This is a genomic window from Streptomyces sp. Y7 (genome assembly GCF_043195415.1).
Classification (GTDB): domain Bacteria; phylum Actinomycetota; class Actinomycetes; order Streptomycetales; family Streptomycetaceae; genus Streptomyces.
The window spans coordinates 123503-142299 of record NZ_JBIDDQ010000017.1 but is presented as its reverse complement, the minus strand read 5'-3'; the positions used below and the strand labels follow the sequence as shown (position 1 = coordinate 142299).

General features: G+C 71.8%; 16 protein-coding genes and 3 tRNA genes. 6 read left to right on the top strand and 13 right to left on the bottom strand.

Going from position 1 to position 18797, the window contains the following annotated elements:
* Positions 1–128: 128 nt before the first annotated feature.
* The gene (locus ACGFW6_RS31650) at positions 129–437 is read right to left on the bottom strand and encodes a YtxH domain-containing protein (RefSeq protein WP_393517454.1); all 309 of its coding nucleotides are present in this window, start codon (positions 435–437) and stop codon (positions 129–131) included.
* A gap of 162 nt (positions 438–599) precedes the next feature.
* On the opposite strand from ACGFW6_RS31650, the gene ACGFW6_RS31645 reads away from it, so the two are divergent.
* From ACGFW6_RS31645 to ACGFW6_RS31635, 3 genes are all read left to right on the top strand, one after another.
* Positions 600–672, top strand: a tRNA-Asn gene (locus tag ACGFW6_RS31645).
* Between the two features lie 5 nt (positions 673–677).
* Positions 678–750, top strand: a tRNA-Asn gene (locus tag ACGFW6_RS31640).
* Positions 751–930: 180 nt separating this feature from the next.
* Positions 931–1004: transfer RNA gene (locus tag ACGFW6_RS31635), tRNA-Ile, on the top strand.
* A 50-nt stretch (positions 1005–1054) separates the two neighbouring features.
* Here ACGFW6_RS31635 and ACGFW6_RS31630 read toward each other — a convergent pair.
* The 6 genes from ACGFW6_RS31630 to ACGFW6_RS31605 form a co-directional block, all read right to left on the bottom strand.
* Entirely contained in the window at positions 1055–2794 is a 1740-nt protein-coding gene (locus tag ACGFW6_RS31630; RefSeq protein WP_393517451.1) for a VanW family protein, read from the bottom strand.
* Between the two features lie 166 nt (positions 2795–2960).
* A complete protein-coding gene (locus ACGFW6_RS31625) occupies positions 2961–4118 on the bottom strand; it encodes a DUF475 domain-containing protein (RefSeq protein WP_393517448.1) in 1158 nt (385 codons plus the stop codon).
* Position 4119: 1 nt separating this feature from the next.
* Positions 4120–4515: a universal stress protein gene (locus tag ACGFW6_RS31620; protein ID WP_393517445.1), complete on the bottom strand. Its 396-nt coding sequence runs from the start codon at positions 4513–4515 to the stop codon at positions 4120–4122.
* A gap of 18 nt (positions 4516–4533) precedes the next feature.
* The gene (locus ACGFW6_RS31615; protein WP_393517442.1) at positions 4534–6036 is read right to left on the bottom strand and encodes a tripartite tricarboxylate transporter permease; all 1503 of its coding nucleotides are present in this window, start codon (positions 6034–6036) and stop codon (positions 4534–4536) included.
* Between the two features lie 7 nt (positions 6037–6043).
* On the bottom strand, positions 6044–6583 hold the full coding sequence (locus ACGFW6_RS31610; RefSeq protein WP_393517439.1) for a tripartite tricarboxylate transporter TctB family protein: 540 nt from the start codon (positions 6581–6583) through the stop codon (positions 6044–6046).
* On the bottom strand, positions 6580–7536 hold the full coding sequence (locus tag ACGFW6_RS31605; protein WP_393517592.1) for a Bug family tripartite tricarboxylate transporter substrate binding protein: 957 nt from the start codon (positions 7534–7536) through the stop codon (positions 6580–6582). Before ACGFW6_RS31605 ends, ACGFW6_RS31610 begins: the two co-directional genes overlap by 4 nt.
* Before the next feature lie 145 nt (positions 7537–7681).
* Between ACGFW6_RS31605 and ACGFW6_RS31600 the strand changes: the two genes are divergently transcribed.
* Both ACGFW6_RS31600 and ACGFW6_RS31595 read left to right on the top strand, forming a co-directional pair.
* Positions 7682–9373, top strand: a complete 1692-nt coding sequence (locus ACGFW6_RS31600) for an ATP-binding protein (protein WP_393517436.1) — start codon at positions 7682–7684, stop codon at positions 9371–9373.
* A complete protein-coding gene (locus ACGFW6_RS31595) occupies positions 9370–10050 on the top strand; it encodes a response regulator (RefSeq protein WP_393517433.1) in 681 nt (226 codons plus the stop codon). Before ACGFW6_RS31600 ends, ACGFW6_RS31595 begins: the two co-directional genes overlap by 4 nt.
* Here ACGFW6_RS31595 and ACGFW6_RS31590 read toward each other — a convergent pair.
* The 5 genes from ACGFW6_RS31590 to ACGFW6_RS31570 all read right to left on the bottom strand — a co-directional run bounded on the left by ACGFW6_RS31590 (position 10047) and on the right by ACGFW6_RS31570 (position 16649).
* Positions 10047–10343 (bottom strand): DUF1876 domain-containing protein, encoded by a 297-nt coding sequence (locus tag ACGFW6_RS31590; protein ID WP_393517430.1) that lies wholly within the window; start codon positions 10341–10343, stop codon positions 10047–10049. The genes ACGFW6_RS31595 and ACGFW6_RS31590 overlap by 4 nt on opposite strands.
* A gap of 485 nt (positions 10344–10828) precedes the next feature.
* Positions 10829–11863 (bottom strand): rod shape-determining protein, encoded by a 1035-nt coding sequence (locus ACGFW6_RS31585; protein WP_393517427.1) that lies wholly within the window; start codon positions 11861–11863, stop codon positions 10829–10831.
* Positions 11864–12458: 595 nt separating this feature from the next.
* Positions 12459–13787 (bottom strand): carboxyl transferase domain-containing protein, encoded by a 1329-nt coding sequence (locus ACGFW6_RS31580; RefSeq protein WP_393517424.1) that lies wholly within the window; start codon positions 13785–13787, stop codon positions 12459–12461.
* Complete coding sequence (locus tag ACGFW6_RS31575) at positions 13784–15226, bottom strand: acyl-CoA synthetase (RefSeq protein WP_393517421.1); 1443 nt, start codon at positions 15224–15226, stop codon at positions 13784–13786. Before ACGFW6_RS31575 ends, ACGFW6_RS31580 begins: the two co-directional genes overlap by 4 nt.
* Before the next feature lie 52 nt (positions 15227–15278).
* Entirely contained in the window at positions 15279–16649 is a 1371-nt protein-coding gene (locus ACGFW6_RS31570) for an SLC13 family permease (protein ID WP_393517418.1), read from the bottom strand.
* 215 nt (positions 16650–16864) lie between these two features.
* On the opposite strand from ACGFW6_RS31570, the gene ACGFW6_RS31565 reads away from it, so the two are divergent.
* Positions 16865–17572, top strand: a complete 708-nt coding sequence (locus tag ACGFW6_RS31565) for a FadR/GntR family transcriptional regulator (RefSeq protein ID WP_393517415.1) — start codon at positions 16865–16867, stop codon at positions 17570–17572.
* Between the two features lie 54 nt (positions 17573–17626).
* Here ACGFW6_RS31565 and ACGFW6_RS31560 read toward each other — a convergent pair whose 3' ends face one another.
* Positions 17627–18691: a MerR family transcriptional regulator gene (locus ACGFW6_RS31560; RefSeq protein ID WP_393517412.1), complete on the bottom strand. Its 1065-nt coding sequence runs from the start codon at positions 18689–18691 to the stop codon at positions 17627–17629.
* Positions 18692–18797 lie beyond the last annotated feature (106 nt).

Genomic DNA, 18797 nt, shown 5'->3' with positions numbered 1-18797 from the left:
GCCGGCTTGGGCCGTGGGCGTCGTGGGGGGTGCGTGTGGCTTTTCGGGTGCGGGTCGTGGAGGGCCGGTCGCGCGGTTCCCCGCGCCCCTCGGCGGCGTTGCCGGGCCCGCCGCTCAACACGTGCTGCTCACGTGTTGCTCGTGCCCCAGTCGTCCTCCGCGCCTCCGTTGTGGGCGCTGCGCTCGCGCAGGCTGCGGACGCGTTGGGCCACCGTCTCCGGGACCCGGTCACCCACCTTCTCGCTGACCGTGTGGAACGCCTTGCCCGCGAACACCCGACCCTGCTGAGCCGCCGACTCCGCGGTGTTGCGCACCGCGGGGTTCTGGGAGATCTCCCGGGCGGTCTTCTTCAGCTGCTCGTAGCGCTCGCGTCCGGCGCGCGTCCCGAGGACGTAACCGACGGCGACTCCGATGACGAACGTGAGTCGGTAGCGCATGGCTGCCACCCTTCCCTTGAGTAGGTCCCTGGTGCGGCGTCGGTGCCGGGAGGGGAACCGATTGGCGGAGCACCCCCCTGCTTGCGCTAATGTATGTGTCGCAGCGAGCGCACGCCCCCTGGCGATTACCCAGGTAGGTGCGTTCGATGCAAAACGAGACCTTCCTCGGTAGCTCAATTGGCAGAGCAGCCGGCTGTTAACCGGCAGGTTACTGGTTCGAGTCCAGTCCGGGGAGCTCGGTCCTCCGTAGCTCAATTGGCAGAGCAGCCGGCTGTTAACCGGCAGGTTACTGGTTCGAGTCCAGTCGGGGGAGCACATGGAACGAGGACCCCCTTGGGGGTCCTTTTTCATGCCTGTTCACCTGCGGCGGGAACCGTGCAGGTGGCGGCGGAGTCCTTCAGGGCATGCGAAGTCGACCATACGAAGCAGGAGATCGTATGAGCGGCTATGCTGCGGCAGACGGCGCGCACACTTGTACGCGACACGCCGCTATGGGGCGGTAGCTCAGCCGGTTAGAGCAGCGGACTCATAATCCGTCGGCCGTGGGTTCGAGTCCCACCCGCCCCACCCCGCACCATTCGTGCAGAAACGATGCGACCAGGCGGTTGCGTGGAACGTCACTCGCAGATGATCTCGTCGCGAGGGTCGTAGTGGGTGCGGAACGGCTCACGCTTGACGACTTCGCCGTTCTGGACGAAGAGTCGTTGCACCGTGACGTCGAAGCCCTCCAACGGAGTCTGCGGGACGCACCGTTCGGCGGTGCTCACCTTTCGCTCCGGCTGCTTCACCTGCGTGCGTGGGCCCTTGATCGAGCCGATGTCCTCGTACTTGCGGGTGCCGAGGAACGAGATCGTCACCGAGGAGTCGGTGGACCGGGCCTGGATGTAGATGGCGTGGCCCGAGTCGTTGTGGAACCTCAGGTCCAGGCTGCCCCAGGCGACCGTCGCCTCGCGGCCCTCCGGGTAGCGCTCGATGTAGAACGAGTGGGCGCCGTGCTCCAGGGGCTTGACCCCGGCGAAGAACATCGCGTTGAAGAGGGTCGTCGCCACGGCTGACACGCCGCCGCCCGGCGCCCGGGTGAACTCGTCGTTGAAGATCATCACGCCCTCGACGAAGCCGTTGGCCTCGGTGCGCTCGCCGACCGTCCGGTTGAAGCTCCAGTTCTTGCCCGGCATGACGACGGATCCGTTGATGAGTTCCACCGCGCGGCCGATGTTCCGTGAGCGGTACGGCGCGGGCTCGAAGTTGACGGTGAAGGAGGACATCTCCTCCCGCAGGCCGAGGCGCTCGACGTTCGCGCGGGTCACCTGCGGCTCGGCCACGCGCGTGGCGATCTCGCCGCTGCGGGCGGCGCCCCGCTGGGTGAGCAGCGGCAGTACGGCCTTGCCCAGTGCCTTGTCGGTGACGACATGCCCGGCCCGGCCGTCCTCGGCCACCCCGACCCGGTTGCCGACGAGGCGCAGCTCTGCGTTGTGCGCCCGGGCCGGCAGATAGGACAGGGGGTGGGTCACCGCGGGGTCGGCGCGCAGGCCCTCGGCGTCCAGCTTCGGCGTCAGATGCCCGGCGTCGTCCGCGCGCATCGTCAGGTACGCGCCCAGGACGGGCTGGTCGATGGTGAAGCGCCGGTCCGCGGCGGTGAGGGTGACCGGCGCCGACATGGCCGGCTCCGCGAACTCGCGTACGGCGCGCCGCATCTCCCGCTCGGTGACCTTGGGCTTCGTCTCCCGGGTGGGCAGGGCCGTGACGGCCTTGGTGTCGCCGGCGAGGAAGGCGGCGCGCAGCGGGTCGACGGCGGCGTCGGTGTCGAGGGCGTGGCCGCTGTGCGGGGTGACCTGCCGCACCCGGCCGTCCTCGAAGGTGACGGCGCCCTCGCGGACCTTCTGGTCGAGGGCCTTCGCCATCTTCCTCAGGGTGCCGTGGGCCTTGTCCTCGTCGACGTGCACGGCAGGCTCGACCGCGCCGCCTGAGCTGAAGAGGCCGCCGATCACGCTGAACGGATCGGCGCTCTCGGTGCGGCCCGCGCGGTCCACCGTCTTCTCGTAGTCGAAGGAGATGCCCACCTTCGACGGGTCGACCGACGTCTGTCGGTCACCGATCGTCACGGTCAGTTCGCGGGTGCCGGCCGGCCCGAGCCGGTCCTGGAGCTTCTTGACGGCCTCCGTGCGGCTCAGGCCCCCGATGTCCACGCCCCGCACGCTCGTACCGCCCTCTATGTCGCCGCCCGCCAGCAGCAGCCCGGCCAGATACAGGCCGCCGACGCCGACGGTGAGGGCACCGCCGGCCAGGGCGAGGGGCGGAAGCGAGGCGATACGGCGAGCCGGGACGGCTCGCGGGACGGACGGGGCGCGGAGGCGCATGAGTCTCCAGGGCGGGCGATCGACGAGGACGGCGCGTGGATGACGCGACGCTGTGCGCGAGGCAAACACATCCAGCTAGCCATAATCGGGCGAAAACGCCTATGTCGTGGACCACGTTTGTCGCAGATCACGCCTTGTGTCCCACCCGGGAGGTCCGCCCGGCCTCTCACGCCGCCCCCGACGGCACCTCCGTCTTCTCGTCCTCCCCGTCCGGGGGCGTCCGGTCCGCGCCGGATGCCTCCAGCGCCTTGTTGCGGCGGACCGAGGCGAGGAAGGACGCGGCGATCAGGACCACGCCGACCAGCCCGGTGACGATCTCGCTGATCTCGTGCTGGATGGTGATCAGCAGGATCGCCGCGAGGGCGCCGATGGCGTAGTGGGCGCCGTGCTCCAGGTAGACGTAGTCGTCGAGGGTGCCCTGGCGGACCAGGTAGACCGTGAGCGAGCGGACGTACATCGCGCCGATGCCGAGGCCGAGCGCCATCCAGAAGATGTGGTTGGTGATGGCGAAGGCGCCGATCACGCCGTCGAACGAGAACGACGCGTCCAGGACCTCCAGATAGAGGAAGAGGAAGAACGCGGCCTTGCCGGCCAGCGCGACCGCGGAGACCGGCCTGCCCTCCGCCCTGGCCCTCTCCTCCTCCTCGTGCTCGTGTTCCTCCTCCTCTTCGAGCCGGTTCTCGAAGTGGGCGGAGAGGCCGCCGACCACGAGGTACGTGATCAGACCGGCCACCCCCGCCAGCAGCACGGTGTCCGCCTTGTCCGCGTGGCCCGTGCTCACGTGGGCGTGCGTGGCGAAGGTCAGCGCCGTCGCCAGCAGGGCGACCAGGGCCAGGCAGGCCGCCAGCATGTCGATCTTCCCCAGCTTCGCGAGCGGGCGCTCCAGCCAGGCCAGCCACTTGATCTCGCGGTCCTCCAGGACGAAGTCCAGGAAGATCATCAGCAGGAACATGCCGCCGAAGGCCGCGATCGCCGGGTGGGCGTCGGTGACCAGGTCCTGGTAGCGGTCGGGGTCGTCCAGGGCGAGCCGGACGGCCTCGATCGGGCCCACCTCGGCACTGATGGCGACGATCACGACCGGGAACACCAGCCGCATGCCGAACACCGCGATCAGGATGCCCACGGTGAGGAAGATGCGCTGCCAGAAGGCGTTCATCTTCTTCAGGATCCCGGCGTTGACGACCGCGTTGTCGAAGGACACCGAGATCTCCAGGACGGAGAGGATCAGGACGATCCCGAAGGCCTCCCAGCCCCACTGCCACGCGGCGAAGGCGAGGCCGAGGGCCGTGACGGCGAACGACCCGCCGAAGGTCCGCAGCAGCATGTCAGCCCTCCGCCTTCACGGCGAGCACCGGGCAGCCCACGCCCAGCAGGATCTGCTGGGCGGCCGACCCCATGATCAGCTTGCCGACGGCGCTGCGCCGCCGCAGCCCGATCACCACCAGGGAGACGCCCTTGGTCTCCGCGAGGTCGATGATCTCCTCCGCGGCGTCACGCGCACCGAGAACCTGGCGGATGTCGAAGTCGATGCCCAGTGCCGCGAGGTCCTCGCGGACGTGACTCAGATCGGGTTCCTGGGCGAAGCGGGGGTCCGCGAGCGCGTCCCCCCGGGTGGTGTTCACGACCAGGAGTTTCTCGCCGCGGCGGCGGGCCTCGTCGATCGCCGCGCGCAGGGCCGCCTCCCCCTCCGGTGAGGGGACGTAGCCGACCAGGATGGTCATCTCGTTGCTCCAGAAGTCTCAGGCGGCGCTGCGCGCGCGCAAGGGGCGTACGACGAACCTGCGGATCAGCGGCCACACCAGGACCAGGACGATCGCCGTGTAGACCGTGTACGACACCGGGCCGCCCAGCAGCCCCGACAGCTCGCCGCCGGACAACTGCAGGGAGCGCCGCCCCTGGAGCTCCGCGCGCGGGCCCAGGATCACACCGACGATCAGCGGCAGGACCGGCAGCCCGAAGCGTCGCATGGCGAAGCCCAGCAGGCCCAGGGTGAGGAGGATGAACAGATCGAGCGGCTGGGCGTTGACCGCGTAGGCACCCATTGAGGCGAAGAAGAGGATGCCCGCGTACAGGTAGGGGCGCGGGATCTGGAGCAGCTTCGCCCACGCCGGGGCCAGCGGGAGGTTCAGCAGCAACAGCAGCAGGTTGCCGATGAAGAGACTGGCGATCAGGACCCAGACCAGACCGGACTCGCGCTCGAAGAGCAGAGGGCCCGGCTGGATGCCGTACGACTGGAAGGCGGCCAGCATCACCGCCGCGGTCGCGTTCGTCGGCAGGCCGATCGCCAGCATCGGGACCAGAGTGCCCGCCGCGGAGGCGTTGTTCGCGGCCTCCGGGCCCGCCACACCCTCGATGGCGCCCTTGCCGAACTCCTCGGGGTGCTTGGTCAGCCGCTTCTCGGTGGCGTACGACAGGAACGTCGGGATCTCCGCGCCGCCGGCCGGCAGCGCGCCGAACGGGAAGCCGTACGCCGTCCCGCGCAGCCAGGGCTTCCAGGACCGCTTCCAGTCCTGCCGGCCCATCCACGGCCGGCCGACGGGGATCACCTCGGCCGGCCGGCGGCGCAGATGCGCGGCCACCCACAGTGCCTCGCCGACCGCGAAGATGCCGACGGCGACCACGACGACGTCGATGCCGTCCGCCAGCTGCGGTATGCCGAGGGTCAGTCGCTGCTGGCCGGAGACCGTGTCGATGCCGACCAGGCCGATCGTCAGGCCGAGCAGCAGGGAGATGAAGCCGCGGACGCGGGACGAGCCGAGGATCGACGTCACCGCGATGAACGACAGCAGCATCAGCGCGAAGTAGTCCGGCGCGCCCAGGCTGACCGCGAAGTCCACCACGAACGGAGTGATCAGGACCAGCAGCAGGGTGCCGATGGTGCCCGCCACGAAGGAGCCGATCGCCGCCGTCGCCAGGGCCTGGGCCGCACGGCCCGCCTTCGCCATCTTGTTGCCCTCGACGGCGGTGACCACGGACGAGGACTCGCCCGGGGTGTTCAGGAGGATCGACGTGGTGGAGCCGCCGTACATACCGCCGTAGAAGATGCCGGCGAACATGATGAACGCCTGCACCGGCTCCATGCCGTAGGTGATCGGCAGCAGCAGGGCCACCGTCATCGCCGGGCCGATGCCCGGCAGGACCCCCACCGCGGTGCCGATGATCACGCCGACCAGGGCGAGCAGCAGGTTCAGCGGGTCCATGACGTCCGCGAAGCCCTGCATGAGGTTGTTCAGGTTGTCCATCGCGGCCTCACAGGATTCCTTGCAACACGCCGGCGGGGAGGTTCACGCCGAGGCCGATCGCGAAGGCGTAGAAGGTCGTCAGGGAGAGCGTCGCGGCGATCAGCAGATTGCGTACGTAGTGCCGGTTGCCGAGCGCGAACGCCGTGCCCCAGAACAGCAGGCCGCCGCTGATCACCCAGCCGAGCCGCTCGATGAGCAGCGCGTTCGCCACGAACACCGCGACCAGCAGGGCCACCGTGCGCCAGTCGGCGCCGCCCGACAGATCGACGTCCTCGCCGACCTCCGGCTCACCGTGGCCGCCCCGGGCCACGTCGACGGCGTACAGCACCGCGAGCGCCACCAGCAGTGTGCCCAGGATCAGCGGGACCGCGCGCGGGCCGACCGGGTCGGTGCCGCTGGTGATGTGCGGGATACCGAGGGCGTCCACGACCACGGCGGTGCCCAGCAGGGCGAGGAACGCGCACATGCCGTACTGCGCGCGGTCCCCGCCCTCCCGGGGCGGAGGGGAGTCCTCCACGGTCCGTTCGTCCTTCACCTGGGAGCTCATGCCAGCCCGAGCTCGGCCAGCAGGTCGGCGACCGCCTTGTCCTGCTCGGTCAGGAAGGTGCCGAACTCGTCGCCGGTGGAGAAGGCGTCGACCCAGCCGTTCTTCTCCAGCTGCGCCTGCCACTCCTTCGAGTCGTGCATCGTCGTCAGCGAGTCGACCCAGCTCTTCTCCTGCTCCTCGGTGATGCCGGGAGGGGCCACGATGCCGCGCCAGTTGGTGAAGACCAGGTCGACGCCGGAGTCCTTCAGCGTCGGCGCGTCCTTCAGCGCGTCGATCGGCTTCTCGCTGGTGACCGCGAGGACACGGACCTGTCCCGCCTCGATCTGGTCGAGGAACTCGCTGTAGCCGCTGGCACCGAAGGCCAGCTTGTTGCCGAGGATGGCCGGCAGCAGCTCGCCGCCGCCGTCGTAGGAGACGTAGTTGACGTCCTTCGGCTTGATGCCGACCGCCTTCGCGAGCTGCATCGGCAGCAGGTGGTCCGGGCCGCCCGGCGACGAACCGCCGCCCACGGCGAGCTTCTTCGGGTTCTCCTTCCAGGCGGTGACGAGGTCGTCCATCGTCTTGTACGGGGAGTCCTTCGGCACGACGATCGCGCCGGCCTCCTCGATCAGCTTGGCGATCGGCGTGGTGTCGGTCAGCGTCGCCTTCGACTTGGAGGTGTACGAGGCACCGACGACACCCAGGCCCATCTGCATGGCCATCTTGCCGTTGCCCTTCTCGTTCACCAGGCGCTGCAGGCCCACGGTGCCGCTCGCGCCGGGCAGGTTGAAGACCTGCACGCCGGAGGCGACCTCGGTGTCCTGCATGACCTGGGAGACGGTGCGGGCGGTGAGGTCGTAACCGCTGCCCGGGGTGTTGGGTACCATCAGCCGAAGTCCGGTCACGGGCTTGCCGCTTCCGCCTCCGGACTCCTCCTTGTCGGCGGTGGCGCCGCAGGCGCTGACCGCGATCATCGACACGGTGGCAAGAGCTCCGACAAGTGCGGCTCGTCGAGTTCTCATGGCTCATCTCTTTCGCTCGGCCCGTTCCGGCGCCATGATTGTGCGGTTCCTGAGACACCCCGTCTCGGTTGTGTGACCATTGAAGGTTGAGTTCATAGTGGTCATAACGTCACGGTCACCGTCGCGGAGGAAGCGCCGTCAGACGCTCGCAGGCGAGCTGCTGGTATGGCAGCTCGCCATCGTCGTGATCGTGCTCGCCGCCGTGGCCGCCGTGTCGCTCGCGCAGTCGACGGCCACGTTCGACCGGGTCGAGGGACGCCGGGTGACCGCACTCGCCGAGGAGATGGCGGCCAACCCCCTGGTGCGCACGCAGCTCGTGCGGCCCGCGCCCGCCGAGATGCTCGCCCCGCTGCTCCAGTCCACGCTGACCCGGTCCGGTGTCACCTCCGCGATGGTCGCCGACTCCGACGGCGACATCGTCGCCGCCACCGACCCGACCCTGGTCGGGACACGGATGCCGGTCGACGGTCCGCAGGTCTCCGAGGCCGTCGGCTGGTCCGGGGAGCTGCCCGTGGACGGCGTCACCCAGCTGGTGGCGCAGGCGCCGGTGCTCGGGGCGAACAAGGAGAACGCCGGGGACCACCTCGGCACGGTGATGGTCGGGCGGACCTCGCCGTCGGTGTGGCAGCGGCTGGTGGGCGCCTCGTCCTATCTGCTGGTCTACCTCGGCGTCGCCAGCGTCCTCGGGATCGCCGGTTCCTGGCTGCTGGCCCGGCGGATCAAACGGCAGACCTTCGGCATGGAGCCGCGCGAGATCGCCGGGCTCGCCGAGCACCGGGAGGCGATGCTGTTCGGGATCGCCGAGGGCGTGGTGGCCCTCGACCCGCAGCAGCGCCTCACCCTCGTCAACGCCGTCGGCCGCGGACTGCTGGACCTGCCCGAGAACTGCGTCGGGATGAGCCTGGCCGACCTCGGGATCGAGGGGCGGCTGTACGACGTCCTGGCCGGGACCGCGCCCGAGGGCGAGCCCGGGGAACGCGCGCGCCGCGACGAGGTCGTCGTGCGCCGGGGCCGGGTCCTGGTGATGAACCGGATGGACGTCACCAAGGACGGCCGCCTCCTCGGCTCGGTGACCACCCTGCGCGACCGCACCGAACTGGCCCAGCTGGAACGCGAGTTGGGCTCCTTCCGCAGCACCACCGAGCTGCTGCGCGCCCAGGCCCACGAGTTCTCCAACCAGCTGCACACCATCTCCGGGCTGATCCAGATCGGCGAGCACGACGAGGTCGTCCGCTACGTCCGCGCCCTGCGCAAGCACCGCGAGTCTCTCGACGTGAGCATCACCAACCGGGTCCGTGACCGGGCCGTCGCCGCGCTGCTCATGGCCAAGTCCGCGCTGGCCGCGGAACGCAAGGTGCGGCTGAAGATCTCCGAACGCACCTCCCTGGACCGGCTGGAGCCGACCGACTCCGCGGACGTGGCGACCGTGCTCGGCAACCTCGTGGACAACGCGGTCGACGCGGCCGCCGGCGGCTCCCGGTCGGGAGACGGCGACCCCGGCGCGTGGGTGGAGGTGGAACTGCGCCAGGACGCCTCCAGTGTGGAGATCGTCGTACGGGACTCGGGGCCGGGGGTTGCGCCGGAGCTCGCGCAGGAGGTGTTCTCGCACGGGTTCACCACCAAGGCCGCGCAGGGCGGCGACCGCGGGATCGGCCTGGCGCTGACCCGGCTGGTGTGCAAACGCCGGGGCGGTGAGGTGTCGGTGGCGAACACGGAGGCGGGCGCCATGTTCAGTGCCCGGATGTCCGTCGGCCGACCGGCCGACCGAGCGACGGAGGCAGTCCGATGATCGACGTCCTGATCGTGGAGGACGACTTCATGGTGGCGCGGATCCACCGTGGATTCGTCAACGACGTCGACGGGTTCCGGGTGATCGGCACCGCGAACTGCGGCGAGCAGGCGCTCACCCTGGTCGGCGAGCTGCAACCGGACCTGGTCCTGCTCGACCTCTACCTGCCCGACATGTTCGGCCTGGAGATCATTCCCCGGCTGCGCACCGCAGGGCACGACTGCGACGTCATGGTGATCAGCGCGGCGCGCGAGGCCGAGGCGGTGCGGGACGCCGTACGCCAGGGCGTCGTCGACTACCTGCTGAAGCCCTTCGACGCGGAGGACCTGCGCACGCGTCTGGAGCAGTACGCGGCCCGGCGCAGCAACCTCTACGCGGCGGTCGTCAGCGGCCAGTCCGACGTCGACCGGGCCCTGGCCCGCGGCGCGGCGCCCGCCGCCGCGCCGGCCGCCCTGCCCAAGGGCATGAGCGTGGAGACCGCCGAACTGATCGAACGCGAGCTACGGGCGGCCGACGGCAGCCTCTCCGCCGCCGAGTGCGCGGCCCGCTCGGGGGTGTCCCGGGTGAGCGCCCGGCGCTACCTGGAGCACTTCAGCGCCACCGGCCGGGCCGAGGTGTCCCTGCGCTACGGGCAGGCGGGACGGCCGGAGCGGCGTTACAGCTGGCTGGAACGCTAGGGCCGTTCCCAGGCCAGGCTGCCCTCCTGGCCGCCCGGGCCGGTCAGGGACACGATGTCGTCGGAGGCGACCTCGTGCAGTCTGGTGGCCAGGTCCTCCAGGGCGCGGCTGACGGCGAGTTCGTCGCCGATCCCGGGGACCGGCCGGTCGGCGGGGTTGCGGTGGGCCGCGCCCCGGCCGGTCACGGCCATCAGGTCCTGCGGCGTGTCCTGCGTGGTCAGCACGGCCTCGGCGCGGGTGTCGTCGCCGTCCTCGGTGATGTGGATCCGGACCGTCCAGTGCTTGTCTTCCATCGCGATCACTTCCCTACAAGCCGGTGGGAGCGGGGGCGCCGGGGCCCCACTGACGAGCGTGCGCCTGTCCGCGGGCCGGGTCCAGCGCGGGTCGCGCCGACCGTGACCGAGGGGGCGGATCCCTTACGGCTCCTGGGCCGTCGCGCACCCGGCGGCGCGGTTCCGGGGGCGGCGTACGCGGTGGTACCCCGAGGTGAGCCGGGGGCGCCTCTCCTCCTGCCGAAGTAGCCCGCGTGCCATCCGCTCATGCCACGGAGGCATGACAAGTGCCTCCGTGGGCACGATGTGCCGAAAGGTTGCGGAGAGAAGGCTGGTCGCAACGGACCGAGGTACGAGGAGGGCGCCATGAACCGCCAGACCCACGTTCGCGTTCGTGTCACCCGCCGACCCGCCGCTCCCCGCGACACCAGGGGCGAGATCGACCGGCGCACGCCTTCGGGGCGGATCCTGCCGTACTGACAGCGGGGCCCGCGCTCGCGCCGGGCTCAGGAGATCGGGTTCAGTTCCATCGGCTCGATCTTGCCCTCCAGCATGGTGCCCAGGCCCTGCACGGCGCAGATATCGGGGCGTTCGGCGATGTGGACCGGCATGCGCGTGGCCTGGCGGAGCATCTGGTCGAAGCCGGGGAGCAGGGCACTGCCGCCGACCATCATGATGCCGCGGTCGGCGAGATCGGCGACCAGGTCGGGCGGGCAGTCGCGGAGCACCTTGCCGATGCTGTCGAGTACGGCGGTGAGCGGTGTCTGGATGGCGTCGCGTACGGCGGCGGTGTCGACCTGGACCGAGCGGGCGAGACCGGTGCAGACGTCGCGGCCGTGGATCTCGGTGGAGGCGGGGCCGTGCGGGGTGAGCCCGTTGCCGGACAGGGCGAGCTGGAGCGGCCGTACGTTCTGGCTGGGCAGCATCAGCTCGTGCTCGTGCCGCAGGTGCTGCACGATCGCGTGGTCCACGGCCTCGCCGCCGACCCGGATCCGCTCGGCGGTGACGATGCTGCCCAGGGAGAGCACGGCGACCTCCGTCGCGGCGGCCCCGCACACCATGATCATGCTGGCCTCGGGCTGCTCCACGGGCAGTCCGCAGCCCACGGCGGCGGCGATGAGCGTGTCGACGAGTTCCACGCGCCGCGCGCCGAGACCGACCAGGGTCTCGATCGCCGCGCGCTGGGCGAGCGGGTCGGCGTCGTGCGGGGTGCAGGCCGCCGCCCGCAGGAACGGCTTGCGGCGCAGGGCACGGCGCATCTTGTCGCCGAGCAGGTGCCGCAGCATGCGCTGCGCCATCTCGATGTCGACGACGGTGCCGCCGGAGACGGGCCGTACGACACGGATGTAGTCCGGGGTGCGGCCGGTCATGCGCTCCGCGAACTCGCCGACCGCGATCAGGGCCCCGGTGCGGGTGTTGACGGCGGCGACCGAGGGCTGGTCGACGACGAGCCCGGCGCCCTTCACGAAGACGCGGGTCCGGGCCGCCCCCAGGTCGACGGCGAAGTGGCAGCGGCGCAGCTGCTCCAGAGTGGCGGTCATGGGGGTCCTCCCGGAAAACGCAGACCATGGGTCCGCCGGGTGGGTGGCGGGCCTCGCTCGGTGTGTGGGGATCGAGTTGTCCGGGCCCGCCGCGCGGCGGGCCTCCTTGACATCGATCGTGCGGTCGCCGGGCCGGGGGGCGCCTTCTGGAGGGGGCCGGGTGGGGTGCCGCTGAATGGGGGTTATCCACCCCCACGGCCGCGAGTCTCCGTGCGAATCCGCCCACTCCTCGGTATCGGGGGCCGCGACCAGGGGGCGAGGCGAGGCGGCTGGCGCGATCTTGTCCGGACTGCGAGTCCGGGGGAGGGTGAGGAACGGCGGCGCGGCGTGCTGTGGCGTCGGGGTTGTGACCAGGGGTGCGAGGCGCAGCGACTGGTACGACCTTGTCGGGACCGTGAGTCCGGGGGAGGGCGAGGAACGGCGGCGCGGCGTGCTGTGGCGTCGGGGGCGTGACCAGGGGTGCGAGGCGTGACGAGCGGCAGGAACCGTGTCCGGCTCCGCGGCCGGGCGAGACGCCGCGGAACGGCGCGCCGACGGTGTGTGCGGCGCGCCGCTGCTCGGCAGGCGTGAGCGTCCTCGGCCCGGGGGCGTCCCGTCAGCGCTCCCGGATCACGCCGAGCTCCGCCAGGTCCTGCGGGCGGATGCGGAGCTGGTCCGCCGTCGCCTCCACTTCCCCCGGACCCCGCTTCAGGATCGCCGCCGCCAGCTCCGGTGCGATCACCGAGAAGTAGCTGTCCGGGGTGGCCCAGGTGCGGTCCGGTGCCGCGAGCGCCAGGGCACCGCCCGAGCCGCCCTCGCCGATCAGGAGGGTCGTGACCGGGGTGCGCGCGGTCGCCACCGCGGCGAAGAGGTCCGCGATGGCCGCGCCCACACCCTGCCGCTCCGCCTCCGCGTCGTTGGCGGCGCCCGGGGTGTCCACCAGGGTCAGCACCGGGATGCCGAGCCGGTCCGCGAGGCGGATCAGCCGGGCGGCGGTGCGGTAGCCGGCGGGGCGGGTGGCCGTGCCGGTCTGGGCGGCGTAGGCGATCGTACGACCGTCGTGCTCGCCGAAGCCGCAGAGCATGCCGTCGGGGTCGGTGCCGCCGCAGCGGTCGCCGCTGATCGTGGCGCGGTGGGTGAAGTAGGCGTCCAGGTAGGCGTCGGCGCGCGGGCGTCGGGGGGAGCGGGCGCGTTGGACCGCGGCCCAGCCGGTGGGCGGCAGTTCCGAGCTGCCGAGGGGGGCCGGCGGTGGCGCGGGGGTGGTCGACGGGGCTGTCAGGAGGCGTAGCCAGCCGCCCAGCTCCTTGCGCAGTTCGCCGGGGCGCACCACCTTGTCCACCGCTCCCGCGACCACCTGCGCCTCCGCCGTGTACGCCGCCGGGTCCGCGTCCGGCGGGCGGACCCGGGAGCCGGCGAAGCCGACCTGGGCGCCGGGGAGGGCGAGGATCACGTCGGCGCCGGCGCCCAGGGTGGCCCACCCGCCGCCGGTCGTCGGGTCCCGGAGCACCGCGATCTGCGGCAGCCCGGCCTCCCGGGTGAGCGCCGACTGGCGGGCCACGCGCTGGAGCTGGGTGAGGGCGAGCATGCCCTCCTGCATCCGGCTGCCGCCCGTCGCCACCAGTGGGACGACGGGCAGGCGGTGGGCGCGGGCGTGGGTGTACGCCGCTTCCAGCCGGTCGCCGGTGTGTTCGCCCAGCGAGCCGCCCAGAAAGCCGAACTCGAAGGCGATCAGGACCGCCCGCGTCCCGTCGATCGTGCCGGTGCCGCAGACCACCGACTCCTGCTCGCCGGTGCGTTCGACGGCGCGGGCGCGGGAGGCGTCGTAGCCCTCCCAGGCGAGGGGGCCGTCGGGGGCGGACCGCCGCTCGGGGTGGGGGAGTTCGGTGAAGGAGGAGCTGTCCGTCATCAGGGCGAGGACCTGCCGGGCCGCGAGCCGCTCCGTCATGACGTCAGCGCCCGCTTCATGATCTTCCCCATGTCGTTGCGGGGGAGGGCGTCCAGGTGGTGCACCTTGCGCGGACGCTTGTGCGGGGCCAGCCGGTCGGCCACATGGTCCGCCAACTCGTCGTCGGCGGGCGGGGACTGGGGGTCGGCCGGGACGATCCACGCCACGATCCGCTCACCCAGGTCCGGGTCCGGCTCCCCGGTGACCGCCGCCTCCCGCACGCCCGGGTGTTCCAGGAGCGCGTTCTCGATCTCGCCCGCCCCGATCTTGTAACCCCCGCTCTTGATCAGGTCGGTGGCCTTGCGGCCGACGATACGGACGTATCCGTCGGACTCCCGCACCGCCATGTCGCCGGTGCGGAACCAGCCGTCGGCGGTGAACGCGGCTTCCGTGGCGTCGGGGCGGTTGAGGTACTCGGTGAACAGGTTCGGGCCGCGCACCTGGATCTCGCCCACCGTCTCGCCGTCGTACGACGTGATCGGCGACCCGTCCTCCTCCACCAGCCGCAGCTCCACGCCCGGCAGCGGCACGCCCACGGTGCCGGCCCTGGCCTCGCCGTCCGCGCGGACGCTGGTGTTCATCAGCGTCTCCGTCATGCCGTACCGCTCGACGACCCGCTGCCCGGTCGCGGCCGTGATCCGCTCGTGGTCGTGGACGGGGAGCGCCGCCGAACCCGAGACGAGCAGGCGGGCCTTGCCCAGTGCCTGCGCCAGGTGCGGGTCCTCGGGCAGGGCCTGGGCGATGCGGTGGTACATCGTCGGCACGCCGAACATCATGGTCGCGCCGTCGTTCAGCTCGCGCGCCACGCCCTCGGTGCCGAAGCGGCCGAGGTGGCGCACCGATCCGCCGCGGCGCAGCGGGCCGAGGATGCCGAGCACCAGGCCGTGCACATGGAACAGGGGCAGGCCGTGGACCAGTACGTCCTCGCCGGTCCACTGCCAGGCGTCGGCGAGCGCGTCCAGGGTGTGGGTGACCGCCCGGCGGGGGATGACGGCGCCCTTGGGCGGTCCGGTGGTGCCGGAGGTGTAGACGACCAGGGCCGGGTCGTCCTCGGTCGCCCGTTCCCGCGGACGGGGGCCGGCCGCCCGCACGTCGACGTCCACCCGCTCCACGTCACCGAGCGGGAGCGGGAGTTCATCGCCGGGCGCGGCCAGTACGAGACTCGGCGCGCTGTCCGACAGGATGTGCCCCAGCTCCTTCTCCCCCGACTTCGGGTTGAGCGGAACGGCGGCGATCCCGGCCTCCAGTGCCGCCACCACCGCGACGGCCGTCTCCAGTGTCGGCGTCGCCCACACGGCCACCCGCCCCCGGCCCGCGATCCGGGCCGCGAGGGCGCCGGTCGCGGCGGCGAGCTCCGCGTAGGTCAGGGCCCGGTCGCCGAAGCGCAGGGCGACCCGCCCCGCCGGACCGGCCGTCAGGGCCGGGAAGAGAGAGGACACGCGTCATACTCCTTGACTGTTCAACGGACACCGAGTGCTGTCGTCCACCGGCCTACCCCCAGCCCGGCACGACCATGACCAGCCACACCACCGCGGGCACCGCCGCCACCACGATCCCTCCGTACACCATCAACTGCCGGAAGAAACGCTCACGGTCGACGTCCGGTGCCGCGGCCAGCACCAGCGCCCCGTTCGTCGAGAAGGGGCTCACGTCCACGACGGTCGCCGACACCGCGAGCGCCGCCACCATGCCGACCGCCCCGATCTCGCCCTGCGCGAGGAACGGCACGGCGAGCGGGATGAGGGCGCCCATGATGCCGACGGACGAGGCGAACGCCGAGACGATCGCGCCGATGTAGCAGAGCAGTACGGCGGCCAGCAGCGGTACGCCGATGCCGCTGACGCCCTCGCCGGCCCAGGTGATGGTGCCCATCTCGTCCAGTACCCCGACGTAGGTCAGCACGCCGCAGATCAGCAGCACCGTCGGCCAGGCGATCTCGCCGACCGCCTTGCGGCTGTCGTCCGGCCAGACGGCGCTGAGGAGGACGGCGAGGGTGATCGCGGTCAGGCCCGCGTCCAGGTCGAACACGAGGACGGCGATGACCAGGGCGACCAGGGAGACGAGGGTGGCGATGCGGGGCGGGGTGAGCAGGAGGGTGGGGCCAGGGGTGGTGTCGCGGGTGGCGGTCGCGGTGGCGGTGGGGGAGGGGTCAGTGCCGGGATCGGTCGTGGTCCCCGTTCCGGTGCGGTGTGGCTGGTCGCGCGGTTCCCCGCGCCCCTGCGGGGCGCCTGAGACGCCCTCCGGCAGCGACCCCTGCCGCCACAGCCGGAGCCCTCCGCACACGACGAACACCACCGCCGCGATGACGAGGTTGACGATCAGCGAGGCCAGGAACAGCGTGACCTCGTTGCCGGGCAGCTTCTCCCGCTCGACGATGCCGTTGACGATCGAGCCGTAGATGCTGATCGGCGAGAAGCCGCCGCCCTGAGCGCCGTGCACGACCATCGCGCCCATGAGCAGGGGGCTGATCCCGTACCGGGCGGCGAAGCTCAGCGCGATCGGCGCGACGATCGCCACGGCGGCGGGGCTGACGGCTCCGATCGCCGTGAGCGCGCCGGTGAGGGCGAACATCACCCAGGGGATGAGCGCCACCCTGCCGCGCACCAGCCGGACGGAGGCGTGCACCAGCCAGTCGGTGGTGCCGTTGGAGCGCGCGATGGCGAAGAGGTACGTGACGCCGACGAGGACGACGAACAGATCGCCGGGGAAGCCGGCGAAGATGCCGTCCGCGTCGAGGTCGGCGACCAGGGTGCCGACCACGAAGGCGGCGGCGAAGGCCAGTGCGCCCATGTTGATCGAGCGGGTCGTCGCGATGACGAACACCACGGCCAGCACGAGGATCGAGATGAGTTCGGGGGACATACGGGCTCCCGTCGTTGGGTCCCGGAGCGGTTGCGGGCTGGACACCTGGCAATTGGCAAAGTGGCTGAGCCAATTGGGGTGATGGCTGGAAAGCGTGGGCGGGCGGGCCGGGAACGTCAAGGGGTCGCACAAGAATTGGCTCAGCCAATTGGCCACTCGATGCGCCCGATCGCCCGTCCGCCCGGTGTTACGCTCCCGACGAGAAGGGGGAAATCGTGACCGACGCCCTGCGCCCCATGACCAGGCAACGCCTCTACGAGCAGGTGCTCGACCGGCTGCGCGCCTACGTCGCCGAGGGCGGTCTCGGCGCCGGGGACCGGCTGCCGACCGAACGCGACCTGGCCCAGCGGCTGGGCGTCAGCAGGGCCTCCGTGAAGCAGGCGATCGTCGTCCTGGAGGTGCAGGGACTCGTCGAGGTACGGCACGGCGGCGGCATGTACCTCGTCCGGGACAGCCTCGACGTGGAGCCCGTGGAGCGGATGGTCGAGCGCCGCAGGCGTCTGCCGGACGTCCTGGAGGCCCGCGAGGCGCTGGAGACGAAACTCGCCGAACTGGCCGCCGAGCGCCGTACGGAGGAGGACCTCGCGGCGATGCGGTCCGCGCTCGCGCACATGGCGAAGGAGATCGAGGACGACGGTCACGGAGTGGAGGGCGACCGCCTCTTCCACGCCGCCGTCACCGCCGCCGCGCACAGCAGCATCCTCGCCGAGTTCATGCGCTCCATCGCCGGCCAGATCGCCGAGAGCCGCACCGAGTCCCTGCGCCAGCCGCACCGGCCCGCCCGCTCCCTCGCCCAGCACCAGGCCATCCTCGACGCCGTCGCCGCCGGCGAGCCGGGCCGCGCGGCCGCCGCCATGCGCCGCCATGTCCGTACGGTGGCGAAGGTGCGGCTGCTCGACTGGGAACCGGACGACGAGAGCTGACCGCGGCTTCGGTCCTGCGCGGTGCCCTCTCCGTCCGGTCCGCCGTGCGTCCCGTCAGGCCGCCGCCTCCACCACGTCCGCCACCACACAGCTGACGTTGTCCGGGCCGCCGGCCTCGTTCGCCGCCGCGATCAGCGTGTGGACGGCGGCGTCCGGGGAGGGCGCCGAGGCGAGGAGACGGCGGATGCGGGGGTCGGGGACGACACGGGACAGGCCGTCGGAGCACAGGAGGTAGCGGTCGCCGGGCTCTGCGTCCCGCAGGCGCAGGTCCGGGGACGCGGTCGGGGTCAGGGCCTTCAGCAGCAGCATGCGCTGCGGGTGCGTCGCGGCCTCCTCCGGGGTCAGCCTGCCCTCGTCGATCATCGCCTGGACCACCGTGTGGTCGTCGGTGATGCGGAACAGGGCGCCGTCGCGCAGCAGATAGGCGCGGGAGTCGCCGATGTGGACGAGGGCCAGCCGCGAACCCGTCCACAACAGGGCGGTCAGAGTCGTACCGGCGTCCTCCCCGGCGCCGTGCACCGCCTCGCGCACCGCCTCGCTCGCGCCCCGCACCGCGTCGTCCAGCAGGTTCAGGACGTTGCCCGCGGGAGCCTCGGCCGTGTCCAGGACGCGCAGCGCGTCCACGGCGGCGCTGCTCGCGGGCAGGCCCGTCGGCCCGAAGCCGTCGGCGACCGCGAGCAGCCGTGAGCCCGCGTAGGCGGTGTCCTGGTTGGCGGGGCGGACCAGGCCCCGGTCGGAGTGGGCGCAATAGCGCAGTTCCAGCATGGTGGTGTCCTTCCTCGGTGCAGCGGACAACTCCTCGACGAGGAACCCGGCGAGATCCCGCCGCGCCGCCGTCTCCGCCTCCACCCGCGCCCAGTACGCGCGGATCTCGCGGGCGGCGCCGGCCGGTTCCAGCGCGCACACCTGACGGATCCGGGCCAGCGGCATCCCCAGCCGCCGCAGCCACGCCACCAGCCTGGCCCGCTCCAGCTGCCCGACGGCGTAGTACCGGTACCCGGTGTCCGGGTCGACCCGGCCGGGCTTCAGCAGGTCCAGCTCGTCGTACAGCCGCAGTGCCTTCGGCGACAGCCGGCAGGCCCTGGCGAACGCCCCGATCGTCAGCATGTCCTCGCGCATCCCGATCCCCTCCGGTTCCTCGCACCGATGCTGCGGCTTCACCGAAGGTGAAGGTCAAGCGGCCTGTCCCGGTTCCGCGAGCGCTTGTTAGCCTGCGCATCGCACA